16 protein-coding genes are annotated in these 16,529 nt (G+C 41.7%); 12 read left to right on the forward strand and 4 right to left on the reverse strand.

Annotation, left to right across the window (positions count from 1 at the left end):
* Positions 1-3 precede the first annotated feature (3 nt).
* From CFK37_RS08070 to CFK37_RS08080, 3 genes are all read left to right on the forward strand, one after another.
* The gene (locus tag CFK37_RS08070) at positions 4-3,060 is read left to right on the forward strand and encodes an efflux RND transporter permease subunit (protein ID WP_089061382.1); all 3,057 of its coding nucleotides are present in this window, start codon (positions 4-6) and stop codon (positions 3,058-3,060) included.
* 19 nt (positions 3,061-3,079) lie between these two features.
* Positions 3,080-3,271, forward strand: coding sequence for a hypothetical protein (locus CFK37_RS08075; RefSeq protein ID WP_157724814.1), 192 nt, complete (start codon positions 3,080-3,082; stop codon positions 3,269-3,271).
* Between the two features lie 564 nt (positions 3,272-3,835).
* Positions 3,836-4,135, forward strand: a complete 300-nt coding sequence (locus tag CFK37_RS08080) for a hypothetical protein (protein WP_089061384.1) — start codon at positions 3,836-3,838, stop codon at positions 4,133-4,135.
* Positions 4,136-4,526: 391 nt separating this feature from the next.
* Here CFK37_RS08080 and CFK37_RS08085 read toward each other — a convergent pair whose 3' ends face one another.
* The 3 genes from CFK37_RS08085 to CFK37_RS08095 form a co-directional block, all read right to left on the reverse strand.
* Positions 4,527-4,985, reverse strand: coding sequence for a threonine/serine exporter family protein (locus CFK37_RS08085; protein ID WP_089061385.1), 459 nt, complete (start codon positions 4,983-4,985; stop codon positions 4,527-4,529).
* Positions 4,986-5,012: 27 nt separating this feature from the next.
* Positions 5,013-5,756, reverse strand: coding sequence for a threonine/serine exporter family protein (locus tag CFK37_RS08090; protein WP_089061386.1), 744 nt, complete (start codon positions 5,754-5,756; stop codon positions 5,013-5,015).
* Positions 5,757-5,904: 148 nt separating this feature from the next.
* The gene (locus tag CFK37_RS08095) at positions 5,905-6,330 is read right to left on the reverse strand and encodes a DUF2935 domain-containing protein (protein ID WP_089061387.1); all 426 of its coding nucleotides are present in this window, start codon (positions 6,328-6,330) and stop codon (positions 5,905-5,907) included.
* 180 nt (positions 6,331-6,510) lie between these two features.
* Between CFK37_RS08095 and CFK37_RS08100 the strand changes: the two genes are divergently transcribed.
* The 7 genes from CFK37_RS08100 to CFK37_RS08130 all read left to right on the forward strand — a co-directional run bounded on the left by CFK37_RS08100 (position 6,511) and on the right by CFK37_RS08130 (position 13,840).
* Positions 6,511-7,236, forward strand: coding sequence for an ABC transporter ATP-binding protein (locus CFK37_RS08100; RefSeq protein ID WP_089061388.1), 726 nt, complete (start codon positions 6,511-6,513; stop codon positions 7,234-7,236).
* Between the two features lie 3 nt (positions 7,237-7,239).
* Complete coding sequence (locus tag CFK37_RS08105) at positions 7,240-8,256, forward strand: ABC transporter permease (protein ID WP_089061389.1); 1,017 nt, start codon at positions 7,240-7,242, stop codon at positions 8,254-8,256.
* Positions 8,257-8,271: 15 nt separating this feature from the next.
* Entirely contained in the window at positions 8,272-8,880 is a 609-nt protein-coding gene (locus CFK37_RS08110; protein ID WP_089061390.1) for a TetR/AcrR family transcriptional regulator, read from the forward strand.
* Between the two features lie 115 nt (positions 8,881-8,995).
* A complete protein-coding gene (locus CFK37_RS08115; RefSeq protein ID WP_089061391.1) occupies positions 8,996-10,072 on the forward strand; it encodes a glycosyltransferase family 4 protein in 1,077 nt (358 codons plus the stop codon).
* 94 nt (positions 10,073-10,166) lie between these two features.
* Positions 10,167-10,916 (forward strand): hypothetical protein, encoded by a 750-nt coding sequence (locus tag CFK37_RS08120; protein ID WP_089061392.1) that lies wholly within the window; start codon positions 10,167-10,169, stop codon positions 10,914-10,916.
* A gap of 186 nt (positions 10,917-11,102) precedes the next feature.
* Positions 11,103-12,215: an acyltransferase family protein gene (locus CFK37_RS08125; protein WP_157724815.1), complete on the forward strand. Its 1,113-nt coding sequence runs from the start codon at positions 11,103-11,105 to the stop codon at positions 12,213-12,215.
* A gap of 167 nt (positions 12,216-12,382) precedes the next feature.
* Complete coding sequence (locus CFK37_RS08130) at positions 12,383-13,840, forward strand: APC family permease (RefSeq protein WP_089061394.1); 1,458 nt, start codon at positions 12,383-12,385, stop codon at positions 13,838-13,840.
* Positions 13,841-13,884: 44 nt separating this feature from the next.
* On the opposite strand, the gene CFK37_RS19900 is transcribed toward CFK37_RS08130, so the two are convergent.
* Complete coding sequence (locus CFK37_RS19900) at positions 13,885-14,061, reverse strand: hypothetical protein (protein ID WP_157724816.1); 177 nt, start codon at positions 14,059-14,061, stop codon at positions 13,885-13,887.
* A 240-nt stretch (positions 14,062-14,301) separates the two neighbouring features.
* Between CFK37_RS19900 and CFK37_RS08135 the strand changes: the two genes are divergently transcribed.
* Positions 14,302-15,354, forward strand: coding sequence for a glycosyltransferase family 4 protein (locus tag CFK37_RS08135; RefSeq protein WP_089061395.1), 1,053 nt, complete (start codon positions 14,302-14,304; stop codon positions 15,352-15,354).
* Positions 15,355-15,366: 12 nt separating this feature from the next.
* Positions 15,367-16,527: an acyltransferase gene (locus CFK37_RS08140; protein ID WP_089061396.1), complete on the forward strand. Its 1,161-nt coding sequence runs from the start codon at positions 15,367-15,369 to the stop codon at positions 16,525-16,527.
* Positions 16,528-16,529 lie beyond the last annotated feature (2 nt).

Consider the following 16,529-nt stretch of genomic DNA (forward strand, 5'->3'; position numbering starts at 1 on the left):
ATTTTGAAGCTAGTAAATATATCTGTTAAACGTCCTGTTGGCGTCATCATGATAGTGCTTGCCATTCTTGCACTCGGCGTCGTTTCTTTAAGAAGCCTTACGATTGACCTTTTTCCGGAAATCGAACTTCCCATCGCTGTGGTGGCAACAACCTATGAGGATGCAGCACCACAAGAGGTAGAAAACTTAGTCAGTCGCCCGGTTGAATCGGCAATCAGCTCGGTCGAGGGTGTCGAAACAATTCAGTCGCAATCTGAGTCTGGCTCCTCGCTTGTCATTATGATGTTCAGTAATGGAGTCAATATGGATCAGGCACTCATTGATGTGCGGGAAAAAATTGACCAGGTCAAAAACATGCTTCCTAAAGGTGCGGGTGACCCAAGTGTTTTACGGTTCAGCCCGGACCAGCTTCCGGTAATGTGGATTGGGTTAACGGGTAAGGATCCTGCTGCCTTAACAGCGGTTGCTGATGACCAAATTGTACCATACCTGGAGCGCCAGGCTGGTGTTGCATCTGTTACCGTTGAGGGTGGCAAGGAACGGGAAATACAGCTGATCCTGGACCAGGCAAAAATGCGGCAATATGGAGTGTCGGCGCAAACGCTTGTCCAATCGCTGAACAGCACCAATCAATCGGCATCGGCTGGTGCTGTCGACAAAGGGAATCAGGACCTGCAAATCCGCATCACGGGTGAGCTTGAGTCGGTTGATGATATTAAGCAGACAATTGTTCAAACTGAATCAGGTGCCACCATCCATATCGAGGACGTTGCGAAAGTCAAGGATACCTTTAAAAAGTCCAATTCGCTTACCCTTGTGAATGGGGACCCATCAATTGTTTTATCTGTAATGAAAAAATCAGATGGCAACACGGTTGACGTCGCTACGAACGTGAAGGATGCAATGAAGGATTTGAACAAAAAACTTCCATCTGACGTGAACCTTGACGTAATTATTGATACATCCGAATTTATTCAGCTATCAATCAGCTCCGTTGTGCAGAACATAATAATTGGAGGAATCATTTCTTTCTTCGTCCTGCTGTTATTCCTGAAAAGCCTGCGCGCAACGATTGTAATCGGGCTATCGATTCCAATCGCGATTATCGCAACGTTTACCTTAATGTATTTCACCGGGGAAACGTTGAACGTCCTGACACTTGGCGGGCTTGCGCTTGGTATTGGCATGATGGTCGACAGCTCGATTGTTATTTTGGAAAATATCTACGCGTACAGACAAAAGGGATACAGTCTCTATGATTCAGCAACAAAAGGTGCATCCGAGCTTGCGCCAGCGGTTATCGCATCAACCACGACGACATTGGTAGTCTTTTTGCCAATTATTTATGTGGAAGGAATTGCATCTGATTTATTCACACCCCTGGCGCTGGCAGTTTCGTTTTCACTCATTGCGTCACTTGTTGTAGCGGTAACACTTGTACCTATGCTGTCATCAAAATTGCTGTCGAAAGCGATGGAGGACAAGGGCCGGCGCTATTGGTTTGACCGGTTTATGGACCGGGTATATGCAGGCTACCGCAGTGTATTGAAATGGGTGCTCAAGCACCGGAAAACTACTGTTTTTGGAACAGCTGTTGCAATTGCTGCGAGTCTTGCCTTGTTCCCGCTGATTGGTGCTGAATTTATTCCATCTTCGGATCAGGGGCAAATCGAAATTACGGTAGAAACAGAGCCAGGCAGCTCGCTTGAACACACCGAAGAAATAGTAGAGCAAACAAATGATAAATTAACAAATTATCAAGATGTCATGGAAACAAGCTATGTAAGTGTTGGCGGGGGTGGTTTTGACCCGACCAGCACGAGCGCAAATACAGGAACATACACGATTCAGTTGATCCCATCCACTGAAAGGGAACGAACAACAACGGATATCGTGCAGGAAATGGATAAAGATCTGCAATCCATCGCCGGTGCGGAGGTAACTGTCAGTGCAGTTGGTGGCGGGTTAGGGACAGGTGACCCTGTTCAAATTCAGTTAAACGGCCCGGAAAATGAAGTGCTGGCCGATCTGTCAAAACAAGTGGTTAACATCATCTCAGACGTTGACGGGGTGTACAATCCGGAATCATCAGCAGCAAAAGGTGTACCACAAATGAATTTAGAAATTAATGAAGACAAGGCAGCAACATACGGGCTTTCCGAACAGCAGGTCATCAGCCAGGTGCAATTACAGTTCACCGGTCAGGTTGCCACACAGTTTAGGGAAAACGGTAATGAAATGAATGTTGTCTTACTCTATCCAGAAGATGAGCGCAGTACGATTAATGACCTGCAGGATATGAAAATTCAATCGCCAACGGGTGCTCAGGTACCACTTGAAACTGTTGCGCAATTTGAAGAAGTACAGGGCCCAGTCACATTACTGCGTGAAAATCAGCAGGCGCAGATGAATGTGACAAGTGAAGTCGTGGACCGCGATTTGGCAAGTGTGGTCGATGATATTGAATCAAAATTAAACAATCTGAGTTTACCGGAGGGCTATAGTTATAAAATCGGCGGGCAGGCCCAGGATATGGCAGAATCATTCCGGGATCTATCCATCGCATTGATTTTTTCCATCTTCCTGGTATACGCGGTGATGGCTGTTCAATTCGAGAACTTCCTGTTTCCATTAATCATCATGTTCTCCATGCCAGCAACCGTCGTCGGTGTCATGGTCGGTCTATTTATCACCGGACTGCCGCTCAGCATTCCAGCGTTCATCGGGATTATCATGCTCGCCGGAATCGTGGTTAACAACTCGATTGTACTCGTTGACTATATCAACATTCTCAGGCGCAAAGGAGTCGACCGGTATGAAGCGATATTAGAAGCGGGACCAAGCCGCCTGCGTCCAATATTAATGACAACACTGACAACTATCTTGGCCATGATTCCACTGGCCATGGCGCTCGGTGAAGGTGCAGAAACACAGCAGCCGCTCGCAGTAACAATCATATTCGGACTCGGTATCTCCAGCATTTTCACGCTATTGCTGATACCGGTCGTGTATACACTGCTTGATGACTTAACAGGGAAAATAGTACGAAGGAAAAAATAGATTGTTGTGTGGAGAGGCGATGTTGGGGGGTAAAGAAGTAGGTTGGACTCGGGCCGGGCGTGCGGGAATAACGGCCAAAATTGGATTTTATCGGCCAAACTGGAAATATATCGGCCAAATTTCGGAAATAACGGCCAAACTGGAAATATATCAGCCAAATTCGGGAAATAACGGCCAAACTAGTAATATAACAGCCGAATTCGGGAAATAACGGCCAAACTGGAAATATATCGGCCAAACTTCAGAAATAACGGCCAAACTAGAAATATAACAGCCGAATTCGGGAAATAACGGCCAAACTGGAAATATATCGGCCAAACTTCAGAAATAACGGCCAAACTAGAAATATAACAGCCGAATTCGGGAAATAACGGCCAAACTGGAAATATATCAGCCAAATTCCGGAAATAACGGCCAAATTGGAAATATATCAGCCGAATTCGGGAAATAACGGCCAAACTAGTAATATATCGGCCAATTCCAAATATATCGTCCAAAAAATAAAACAATCTAGTTCAGGAATATTATCTAGGAAGTGTGCAGGCGGGTTCAAGTCGGGAGAGAGCAGGTCCAACTTGGGCGGAAAACTGCTGTCTCCTGAGTTCGAGGTAGTGTGGCCTGGGTTCGGGATGCTGCCTCCCAAATGCAGCTCGTTCTCTCTCGACTTTGTGGCTGCCGCCAAAACTCAGACCAATCACCCGAAGTTTTACACACGAAAACAAAGAAAGATACAATAGGCTAATAAGATCCAGCAGGAAAGATCGGAGGAAATACCATGTCAGCAGCACGAATTATGAGAATTATCACGGGGGGCTTCGAGGCGTTTCTCGGCATCCCGATAATCGGTGGAATTTATATCATGGGCCAGGGGTACACGCCTTTGTTAGTCATGTTTATTCTTCACATCATCACATATATTTTGTCCAAAAATAACAACAGCGCAACGGTGGGTAGTATACTAGGAATCATCACATCGTTAATCGGATGGATTCCATTTGTTGGCTTTATCATGCATATTATCACTGCGATTACATTGTTAATAACAGGTTTTATGCCGGAACGAAGAACGGAATAACAGCATTAGAAAAAACCGACCGCACCAAACAGCCGGCCACTAAAAAAGGTAAATGTAGTACAAAATAGATGGATCTATCATCGCATCTTGAATATACATCGCTTTCCGCGGGCGAGTGACGAGCCTCCTTGCCCCGGCAAGGGGTAGCCGACGTTGCCCGCAAAGGGCGGTTTTAGTCGGGCCTCATTAACTGCCGTCCTCCGGGGTCTCGCCGATCTCTCATTTCCCGCAGGATAAGGAAAGCTTCCCCGAATAGGCATCGCACGAAGAAAAAGTGTTTTTTCTTTTTCGAGGAGTCTCCGTATATTCAAGATGCTAAGTAAAGGGAAAAGCTAATTTTTTAAAATCCATTACTTTTTCAGTGACCTTCCATACAGGCGCGGTCGGTTTTTTAGGAGCGTTTTTTATACTTGATCTTTCCCACTATTTGCCGCTGGATCAGCTGGTTTGCGACTTCTGAAAACATTAATCCGATTGCGATTCCACCGGACAACAGCATTACTTTTGCTGACAATTGGACGGCGGTAAAATAATCATTATTGATGTAGTGGAGCATCGCGTCATATGCAATGCCACCAGGTACGAGCGGAATAATTCCTGAGACAACAAATATGATAATCGGTGTCTTAAAGGTGCGGGCACAAATATGACTCAGCACCGCAACTAACATGGCTGCAAGAACGGTTGCCGGCACCACTTCCATCCCGGCATCGACGAGTACATAATATAAAATCCAGCCAAGCATACCGACAAGCCCACACTTGATTAATGACCTTCGCGGGGCATTGAATAATACGCCAAACCCCGCTGCTGCGACAAAGCTTGTTGCTAGCTGAGCAATAATCGTCATATGTCCCACTCCTTTCTTTAGAAAAAATTAAAATATGGCAAATGCAACCGCAATCCCAGCGCCAATCGCAAAGGCTGTCAGGATTGCTTCCACACCCTTTGAAACACCTGCAACAAGGTGCCCGGCCATCAAATCACGCACCGCGTTTGTGATGTGCAAGCCGGGGACAAGCGGCATAACCGCACCAATAATAATCTTATCCATTTCCGCACCCATCCCATTATAGATGAAGAAAGTTGCGAGCACACCGATTACAAGTGCTGCCACGAACTCCGCAATGAAGCGGGTTTCTACTAACTGAGCAAACCAAAGCATGACCGCGTAGCCGATTCCGCCAGTAAGCAGCGCAGGTATGAAGTCTGTCCAAGTACCGCCGAACATAATTGTGAAACAACCAGCAACAAAAGCAGCAGCTATCACCTGAATCCAGCCGGCAAATGCCAGTTTTGCCTGATCCACTTCTTCAAGTAAAAGCAAGGCTTCAGACAGAACTAGTTCATTCCCTGTCAGCTGCCTTGAAATGCTGTTTACCTCAGCAATCTTATGTAGGTCTGTCGAACGTCTTGAAATCCGAATAAAGTTTGTTTTTTCAACACGATCAACTGAAAAAATAATCCCGGTCGGTGTCGCATAGCTTTGGGCGTTTGATAAACCATACGAGACAGCGATCCGGTTCATTGTATCCTCCACCCGATACGTCTCAGCACCGCTTTCGAGCATAATTTTCCCAGCCAGCATGCATACCTTGGCAATTGAGATATCCATATTCATGCGCCACACCAACCTTCCCGAAATTAACTAAACCATATTATAGCATAAGTTGAGCGCATCCCCTATATTACATACAAGTGTGGGGACAGTCCCCCGCCACACTACCGCGCTAACGCAGTAGTGTAATGGGGGACTGTCCCCACACTGGTTATTGTTCGTATAGGATTGTTTGGGCAATGCCGATAAAGTATTCTGATTCGTCTATGATGTGGTCCATGACTGTCTTTGCCATCGGATTACCCACCACAGACTTGCTTTCTGTTTTGATCTTACGGCAAAATTGGATGAATGCTACGCTTTCCTGTAAACAAAATGATGCAAGGTCTAACACTTGCTGTGATAATTGCGGTGAGATGTGATTCTTGCTCCGAATGACAGACTCAATAAACCGCGTCACATGCTGTTTTGTCGTCTTCAGAACATCCTCCCAGCGATTTAAACCGTCCACAAATTCCTGCTCCAAATCGGGCAATAACTCCCGAATTACGACAGTGTGCTCGGCCTCCTGTTCCTTCCAGAACTCCGCTTCATCAAGCACACGCAGAGGCCACTGATTTCCATAATAAAATTGCACGTCGCCCAGCTCCTTATATGAAAAAGTTCACATCAATAATATCTATGAATAAGCGAGGTAAATAATGATTAGATGCGCGCTTCCAAATCAAAAGTTTACAAACTGGAATACATCACATATAATGAACGTGAGTAATCACTCACCATCCATAAATCAGCAACAAAAAGGAGGCAATCCCGTATGTCTGCATTTATCGAACTCACGAATATTCAACATAATTATCATAAGGAAATAGTTTTAAAAGAAGTGAATTTAAGCATCCCGCGTGGACAGCTGTTCGGTTTACTCGGCCCATCAGGTTCCGGGAAGACAACCTTAGTAAAAATTATGATTGGACTGCTGAACCCGACTAACGGAACAGTTACCATCGCTAACAATAAAATGCCATCATTAAAACAAATGCAAAACATTGGCTACATGGCACAATCTGATGCATTATACAGTGAACTGACTGCGAAAGAAAACCTTGAGTTTTTTGCCAGCATTTATGGTATTCCAAAAAAGGAACGGAAGGAACGGGTAACAGAGGCTGCAAAAATTGTTAACCTAACGGATCATCTCCATAAATCACTCGATAAATATTCTGGCGGAATGAAGCGGCGGATGTCCCTGGCAGTGGCACTCCTGCATAAACCAAGTCTGCTCATCCTTGATGAACCAACCGTTGGCATTGATCCGGTCCTCCGCGCATCCATCTGGGAAGACTTACGTCAATTGCAGGAACAAGGAACGACGATTGTCATCACGACACATGTAATGGACGAAGCGGAAAAGTGTGACAATCTGGCACTTCTTCGGGATGGGTATGTCATCGCCCAGGGAAGTCCTACAGATCTGAAAGAGAAGAGTAATACCCAAACACTGGAAGATGCATTTTTATCTTTTGGAAAAAGGACGGAGGTGTAAGAGATGCGAATACGTGCCATTATCAAACGAATCGTCCAGCAATTCATGCGTGACAAACGAAGCATTGCACTAATGATGATCGCGCCGTTGTTTGTGATGACCCTATTATGGCTGGTGCTGGATATGGATGACTATCAGCCAACCATTGCGGTCACCGATGTTCCAGCACAAATGCAGGATAGCCTGGAGGAGCAAGGGGCAACAATAAAAGAAATGAGCGCTAAGCAAGCGGTGCAGGCCCTCAAGGACAAAGATGTGGATGCCTATATTCAATTGGAGAAAAATAAAGTCAGTGTGACGATGGAAGGCAGCGACCCGAATGCGACATCTGCCGTCCAGCAGGTTCTATCCAAAGCATCGAAACAGTTAAATCCTAATGCTTTAAATCCGGACATCGAATTTTTACACGGATCAACGGATCTTGATTTATTTGATAACATCGGACCAGTCCTAATTGGCTTCTTTGTATTCTTCTTCGTCTTTTTAATCGGGGGTGTAACGTTTCTTAGAGAACGGACACAAGGCACGTTGGAACGCCTGCTTGCTACACCACTGAAACGATGGGAAATCGTCGTGGGCTATTTGTGCGGATTTGGCATTTTCATCATTATCCAGTCCGCGATTATCGTAGCCTATTCAGTTTACGTTCTTAACATTTATATGGAAGGAGCATTCTTTGCTGTCCTGCTCATAACCTTGCTATTAGCTTTAACAGCACTGAGTCTTGGCACGCTGCTATCAGCATTTGCAAAAAATGAATTCCAAATGATTCAATTCATTCCAATCGTCATCATCCCGCAAGTATTCTTTTCCGGACTATTTTATATCGAGCCGGGCAGCTGGATGGATATACTCGGGAAAATTATGCCCTTAACATACGGTGCGGATGCACTCAGGGAAATCATGATTCGCGGCCAGTCGCTTAGCAGCATCCCAGTGGATATTAGCGTCATACTTGGCTTTTCAATCGTATTTATTATCCTGAATGTTATCGCATTGAAACGACATCGCAAACTGTAATCGGAGGTAAAAGGAATGACACCAAAGCAGGAAAAGATAATGGAAGCAGCCATCAGACTCATTGCGGATAAAGGTTATCACAACACGTCAACCAGTGAAATTGCTAAGGAGGCAGGTGTTGCTGAGGGAACCATTTTCCGTCATTACAAAACAAAGAAGGATCTGCTCGTGGCAATCGTTGGCCCTGTTATGATGAAATTATCTGCGCCAGTACTCGCAGATAAATTTGTGAACCAGGTTTTCGAGCAGAATCACGGTCACCTCGAAGAATTCCTCTATTATTTCATAAAAAATAGATTTGAATTTGCCGAGGCAAATGTAGACTTAATCAAAATATTGGTGCAGGAACTTGCCTTTCATCCAGACATTCAGGAAACATTTAAACAGATATTCCACGAAAAGGTATACCCTGCAATCAACAAATCTCTGGATTATTATAAAAATAAAGGGGAATTGCAGAACCTGCCGAACGAGACCTTAATCCGTATGGTAGTCCCAACAATCATCGGCTTCCTGGTGACTCGATTTATTGTGCAGCCAAACAAGGAATGGGATGATGAGGTGGAAATCAGGCAGACAGTGAAATATATTTTGCATGGGATTGGAACCACGGGGGAAAGCTGATCCCAACATTAAGGCGCGGCAGTCGAATGGCACCGCACCAACTTCACCCCGTGCTTGCACATCCTCGACATCATTCGCTATAATCAGAGGTAATATATTCACTTAGGAGAATCCTATGCTTAACTACATCGAACTAGCTATTGCTTTTCTGATAGCGCTACTCTCAACCCTTATCCTGACATATCCAGTTAAAAAGCTGGCAGTTAAATTAAAAGTAATGGATTTCCCGAATCATCGAAAAATCCATAAAGCAATCACACCAAAGCTTGGCGGAATCGCCATTTTCCTTGGTGTTATTTTGGCTGGATTTTACATAAAACCAGAAAACGAACATTTACCGGAAATTCTGGCTGGCGCTATCGTTATCCTGATTACCGGTGCAATTGATGATAAATATGAAATACGCCCTGTCATCAAACTAACGGGGCAACTGATTGCTGCATCATTCCTGATCTCATCCGGACTGATTATCGACAGGATTACCATTCCATTCTTTGGCATGATTGATTTAGGGATTGTCAGCGTGCTTGTCACCGTCCTATGGGTCATCGGCATCACCAATGCCATCAACCTGATCGATGGCCTGGACGGTTTGGCAACTGGTGTATCGACCATTGCGCTCATCAGCATGTTCATCATGGCACTCATCGACGTACAGCTAACAGCGGCGTATCTGTGCATCATGTTAATCGGTGCCAATATTGGATTCCTGTTTCACAACTTTTACCCGGCAAAAATATATATGGGCGACACCGGTTCGAATTTTCTTGGTTATGCCATTGCCGTTGTATCGATGCTAGGCTTATTCAAAAATATCGCCCTGTTCAGTTTTATCATCCCAATTATCGTACTGGCCGTTCCAATCTTTGATACATTGTTTGCGATTGTCAGGCGGGCATACAACAAGGAAAACATCATGCTTGCCGATAACAAACACATCCATTACCGCTTACTGCATGCCGGATACAGCCACCGCAAGTCCGTATTGATTATTTATGGATTCAGCGCATTATTTGGCTGCATGGCCATTTTACTTTCAAATGCGAAGCTATATGTGACAATCATCGCCTTTTTCATTGTGCTGGTTATTATTCATATATTTGCCGAATATGCCGGACTCGTCCTAAACGGCAGAAAGCCAGTAGTAGATGCATGGAAAAAATTAATTAAGAGGCGGGAGAGAGGACAGTAAATTGACAAATAATCTGAATAGTAGTGAGATGGTTTTACTTTCGGACTATACTTTTATATGATGGAATAAACTTGTAAAAATATGGAGGTGTAAAATGGACAGGCAGTCAAGGTGGAAAAAGATCATCATCGCAGCAAATATTTTAAGTGTTATAGCAGTTATCGCAATTATCATCCTACATAATGTTAATACACCAAAAAACACCGTCCAACAAGAACCGGCAGAAGTGAAAAGTGAAAAAACAGAAAAACTAAATAACGTAACGAATATGCCAACCTCAGAAATTGCCATTGAAAACTTTAAATTTCCTACTGTTGAAAGAATGCCCAGTGAGGAAATGACCCTCGACACAGCAGAGCAAGTTGAAGATGAAATTGTGGAACCGGTTGAAGTGGAACAACCTGTAAACGAAGAAGAAAGCGTGGAATATGAGTCGACGTGGGAACCTGATACATCGGAACCGGATACCTTTTATAGTTCTAGCAGTAATTCAAGCTATGTTGGTAAGGAGAGCAGTGATTATGAGGTGGAGGTTGAAAAGGATTTTGCTAGTGATGTAAAAACGGGGGAAACCGAAAAACAAGATACATCAGTTGGTACTAATGAAAAAAAATCAAAGACACCTGAAGAAGATGATTCTAGGGTAACCAATGAACAAGGTAAGGATGGAAACGGGGAAGACACAAACGAAGATACAGATTTAGGAAAAGAGGACGCAGATGTATCGTCTGGTGAAAATAGCACCCCTGAAGAATCGGATGATTCGGTTGAGGAAGATAATGATGAATCTGGTGGGGAAACGACCGATGCTGAAAATAACTTAAATAGTGATAGTAAGAATTAACTGTAATGAGGTTATTCCACAAAGGGTGGGATAGCCTCATTGTTCTTTTATTAGGACTATAAAACCCAAGCCCCAATAAAATGTATAGTCTAAACGAATTTTATAATTAAATGTACTAGAGATTTTCTAAAACAAACTATTCAAAACAACAAGCAGAAATGTATTTCATCGGGGTGTTTAAAAAACGTGGAACGTAATTATAGTATTGATTTCGTAAAATTTTTTGCAATATTTTTTGTAGCGGCTATTCATACAGGAACAGTGAGTGGAGTACAAGTTGGCAGTATGAACGGTGATGATATAGATTTTTTTATTGATTCCTTTGCCCGTTTTGCGGTGCCATTTTTCTTTATAACATCTGGCTATTTATTTATGCAGAAAATGATTAGTATTCAAGATAGCAATGAATCTGTATTGAAAAAGCAGATAAAGTATTTTAAGAAATATACCGTTAAACTAATAAAGCTTTATTTTTCCTGGTTTATTTTTTACTTTTTATTTGAATTGATAACAAATTTCATTGAGACGGAAAAGACAACAGAAGCACTATCATCCATGTTTGTTGATTACATTAACAGTTATAACTTTATGGATATTTTTTATTACGGATCCGATTCACCGCAATACCATTTATGGTTTTTACCGGCGCTGATCTGGGCGATCATCATTGTATTTATTTTTATGAAGATGAGACTACTAAAAGTATTGTTTATCGTAAGCCTTGGACTTCATATATATGGTTTGTTCGGTCAATCCTATTCAGCTTTTCATGAAGTGACGTTAAACACATGTGATGCTATATTTTTTGCTTTATTCTATATAACGATGGGTGCATTGTTTGCCAAATACTATGATCAGGTCAAAGTATTTGCGTATAAAATTGTAAATATTGAGTACCTAATATTGCTTATCATATTATCTTTCGTACAAGTGTTAGAGGCATTTGTTACCATGAAGATATTTAGTGGTAATGCACAAAACTATTTTATTACAACGATTCCACTAATCATTATTTTGTTTCTTGCAATCATTAAGCATCCTAATATAGGTAGAAATACATTTATATCAAAGATAGGGGCAAATGCTGTAGGAATATATGTGTCCCATGTATTTATTATGTTTTTTATACGCATTCTAATGGATAGATTTGGACTTACCGCAATTCAGGATACAGTTACCTGGAAAATCTTATTTACTCCAGCAGTCTTTTTCATTGCTTATTTCTTTTATGCAGGAATACAAAAGTTCAAAGCAAAATTCAACATATATGGTTTCAAATCATTATATTCAACCAAATAAACCCATTTTCCAACAAAATTCATGTGTGTATACTGCATACATGAATTTTTCGTTAACATGAAGGGAAAAACTCTTATATATCAATAAATAGATAAATTGCGATTCCAATCAAATTTTGATATAAAAGAGGGATAGCATAAAAAGAGGTTTCATAAAGGAGACGAAGCATGGAAGAGCGAACGCAACTCAAAAAGTCATTAAAGCCACACTGGGTATGGGCAATTGCCCTGGGATCCTCAATTGGTTGGGGTGCATTTGTACAACCAACAGTCTGGATGAGCGGTGGCGGACCACTTGGAGTCATCATCGGTTTCTTAATCGGTGCAGCGCTAATGATGTTAATCGCAGTTAGCTATGGTTTTTTAATAAAAAGTTTCCCGGTATCTGGAGGGGAGTTTGCCTACGCATTTGTTAGTTTAGGAAGAACACATGCATTTATTTGCGGCTGGTTCTTAACACTTGGATACATATGTATTGTTGCTTTAAACGCATCAGCATTTGCATTAATGTTTAAGTTTATTTTCCCTAAGGTTATAGAAAACCTTCATCTTTATCAAATTGCTGGTTGGGATGTTTATGGGATGGAAGTACTTATTGCATCCCTGGTACTTATCATATTCGGATATTTAAATGTTCGCGGTACTGGATTAACAGGGCGTATGCAATTTATTTTCTGTGTTATTATGCTTGCAGGAGTAGCATTAATAACAATATTAATAGGTGGAAGCCCTGGCACATCATTATCAGATATAAAGCCCTATTTTCCAACAGATACAACAACATTTGCAGCAATTATATCAATTGTAGCAATTGCACCCTGGGCATATGTTGGGTTTGACAACGTTCCTCAGGCTGCAGAGGAATTTAATTTTTCATCTAAAAAGGCATTCTCACTGATTATTTTGGCGATATTATTTTCGGGAATACTATATAGTTTCATGATTATTGCAACGGCAATGGCCAGCCCTTGGCAAGCAATGGCAGAGGCAGGAAACATTTGGGGCACTGCGGCAGCGGTCAAGGATGTTCTAGGAGCCTTTGGATTGGTCATATTAGCAGTCGCGTTAAGTATGGGTATTTTCACAGGTCTAAACGGATTCATCATATCCGCCAGTCGCCTATTATTCGCAATGTCACGTGCTAAGATTTTACCTGAAGTATTTTCAAAGGTACACCCAAAGTATAAAACGCCATATGTTGGAATCATTTTCACCGCAGTCCTCGCCATGTTCGCACCATGGTTTGGTCGCGAGGCATTATTATGGGTGGTGGATATGTCATCAATCGGTGTTTCGATAGCCTATTTCTATACATGTTTTACAGCATTCAGCATCTTCAAATGGTCAATGAGCAGTGATTTTAATTCAGCTAAACATGTTATTGCGCCAGGGAAGAAGTTTATTTCGATTATTGGAATGCTGGCAAGTATAACCTTTATTGGTTTGTTATTAATACCCGGATCACCAGCATTCTTAGGTATAGAGTCAAGAATAGCCTTGCTGGCATGGATTGTTCTAGGTGCAGTGTTCTATCTTGTTAAACGAACCGAATTCAATAAAATTCCGAAAGAAGAACTAAACTATTTAATCTTAGGAAACAAGAAGATTGAAGTAGAAGAGGAATAAAAAAATCCTTCGCTCTCCCAATGAGGGCGGAGGATTTTCTGTGCTTAAAAACCAACACTTTCTCGTTCATCACACATATTATCGATATCCTGTTCGGTTAAAGTGGTGTCTTGATCAACTTCTGCTGGATTTGGATGAACAATCATTGTTGTAACCCCTATGACAGCCAGTGTATAAACAAATAAGGCGATCCCCATAATCGTATATTTCACTTTGTTCATGCTATATCCTCCCGTATAGTTGGTGGTAAAATTCTATAAATACGTCGAAAAACCTATTTTAAAGGTATCATATTTTTATGTTTACCGACAAATCAAGCTTCCAATCGATCTGGATTAATGTTTACATTAAATTTACAGAATCTTAACAAAACATGTATTGAATAATTTTTTTAATTACTTATAATTGGGTTGAATACTTCATAATGCTGCATTTAATCTAGCTCAAGTAGGAGGATTGCAATGGAATATTTTGCCCTAGTAGTTTGTTTTATTGTCTCGCTAATAATGACACCTTTTGTAAAAAAACTTGCAATAAGGGTTGGTGCAGTCGACCAGCCAAATGCAAGAAAGATACATAAAAACGTAATGCCAAGGTTGGGTGGACTAGCGATTATTTTAAGCTCTTTGTTAGGAATAGTGCTTTTTATGCCTGAGCCTACAACCGCCTGGCCAATCATATCAGGTGCCATCATTATAACAGCAGTAGGTGTGTTGGACGACTTGCTGGAATTACCCGCTAAGGTTAAGCTCTCGGGTCAGGTATTAGCTGCCATTGTTTCGGTTGCTGGTGGTATTCAAATAGAATTTATTACGATTCCCTTTGGCGAAAAAATAGAATTTGATTATCTTGTTTCGATTCCGTTAACGATTATTTGGATTGTAGGAGTTACAAATGCGATTAATTTGATAGATGGGTTGGATGGTCTTGCCGCTGGGGTTTCTTCGATTGCGTTATTAACCATCTCCGGGATGGCTATTTCGATGGGAAGTACCTTTGTTGCCATTGTAGGTTTAATTGTACTAGGCAGTACGCTTGGTTTTCTCTTTTATAATTTTCATCCAGCAAAGATTTTTATGGGTGATACAGGTGCGTTATTTTTAGGGTACATGATTAGTGTGCTGGCTGTCGTAGGGCTATTTAAAAATGTTACGATATTCTCACTGATTGTACCCATTATTATTCTTGGGGTGCCGTTACTAGATACCACCTTTGCGATTGTTCGTCGGATGTTAAAGCGGCAACCACTGGCAACCGCTGATAAATTCCACCTGCATCACTGTTTAATCAATTTGGGATATAGCCATCGGCAAACAGTGATTTTAATCTATGCGATGAGCGGTTACTTCAGTATTGCCGCGATTATCTTTACGCGGGCAACCTTATGGGGCTCCACACTTGTGATTGTAGGTCTGCTGATTACGATCGAACTGATAGTCGAGGTTACTGGATTAATTGGAGAAAATTATCGCCCGGTCTTGCGTTTTATGCAAGGAACGAAACTTAAAAAGTAAACTGGTGATAATATGAGAAATAATCATAGAAGAGTAAGCCTAGATGAAATTCAACTCGCCAGGGCATTCGCAATCATTGCTGTGTTAGTAGTACACGCTACCTCAAGTGGGGTTACAACTATACCGAGGGACTCATTGCTTTTTCCGGTGTACAATTTCCTGAATATTGCTGGGAAGCTTGGGACACCAACGTTCATTATGTTGAGCAGTTTTGTATTATTTTACAATTACTATCCCAGGGTAACTAACTGGATGTTAATGAAGAAGTTTTACATAAAACGGCTGAAGTTTATTCTGGTTCCATATATTATTTTCTCTAGTATTTATTTTGTAATCAAATGGTACATTTATTATGATTATCCGAGTCTATCATTTGCTTTGAATAAATTCTTAACACTATTAGCCTTAGGGAAAGCACACCCACATTTGTATTTTGTTTTCATTAGTGTACAGTTATACATACTCTTTCCGCTGCTGTTAATTACGTTTAAAAAATTACCGTTTCTTAGGAAAAATGCGATATGGATAGGAATCCTAATGCAGTGGATATGGGTTATTCTAAATAAAAATTACTTTCATATTACATTGAAAGGATCCATTTCATTATCTTACTTATCCTTTTATTTTGTTGGGGCGTATCTAGGTATCTATTATTTTGAAATTAGGGAGAAGATGAGGAATCGCTCCTATAAGGACAGGATAATGGTGCCGATACTTATTGGCTATGGAGCAATGGTTATAGGATATACAGGGTTTATGTACCTGGTGCGAGTAAAGGCATATGACGAAGTAGCGGTTCTGCTTCCTCATATAGTTACCAGTTATCTCTACGAATTTACCTGGGCAAATAATGCTTTGTTAGCTGGGCTGGTGTTGTTTTATCTGGCACATGCTGCAAACAAAAGATTTAGCAGTCATACAAAGGCATTGTTCATGGAGATCGGGGCGACATCCTTTGGCATCTATCTTATTCATCCATTGTTCTTAATGATGTTTAGAGGATTTCTCTCAACAGGCAGTCCATTACTGTATCATAGCTGGCAATTGCTGACGTTTATTTTTATTGGCTTGCTTAGCTGCATAGTTGTTAGGTTTACCTTCCGTTATATACCACATTACTGGGTTATATTTGGGAAGTTGCCGGAACAACAGAAGCTTTCCGTTAGAAGGTAGAG

Origin of the sequence: Virgibacillus phasianinus, assembly GCF_002216775.1 — a bacterium.
GTDB lineage: Bacteria > Bacillota > Bacilli > Bacillales > Amphibacillaceae > Virgibacillus_F > Virgibacillus_F phasianinus.